Source organism: Erwinia sp. Eh17-17, assembly GCF_039675725.1.
GTDB lineage: Bacteria > Pseudomonadota > Gammaproteobacteria > Enterobacterales > Enterobacteriaceae > Erwinia.
Genome location: NZ_JBDFQT010000041.1, coordinates 1 through 342, shown reverse-complemented (window position 1 = coordinate 342; position 342 = coordinate 1). Strand labels below are relative to the sequence as shown.

Annotated in this window: 1 pseudogene; it reads right to left on the bottom strand. The window is 54.7% G+C overall.

The features are described from left to right. A pseudogene (locus ABEH87_RS21730) lies at window positions 1-342 on the bottom strand (hypothetical protein); the annotation flags it as partial.

The following is a 342-nucleotide window of genomic DNA, read 5'->3' as shown; positions in this document are numbered from 1 at the left end:
CGCCTGTTTGATTGTGTCGGCGACTGCTGACCAGGTTTCGCTTTGCATCAGCGCTTTCACGCTGTCTGCTACCGTCTGATTCTTCCCGGCCAGATCATTAAGAGCTGTACCACAGTAACTGTCCCCGGCTGCACATGAAGCCAGCGCCATCGCTGCATCAGCAGCGTAATCAGCCCCACCCAATGCCACATCACCGCTATCAGCAACGGCATTGATAATGCCGTTCGCGATGGAAGAGGTTGTACCGTTACCCAGCTTATCCCGTACCTGATCTTTCCAGTGCTCAGCATTCTGCTTGACCGATTCGCGGGCTTTATCGCCGCTCAGCGAGTTATTCTCCAC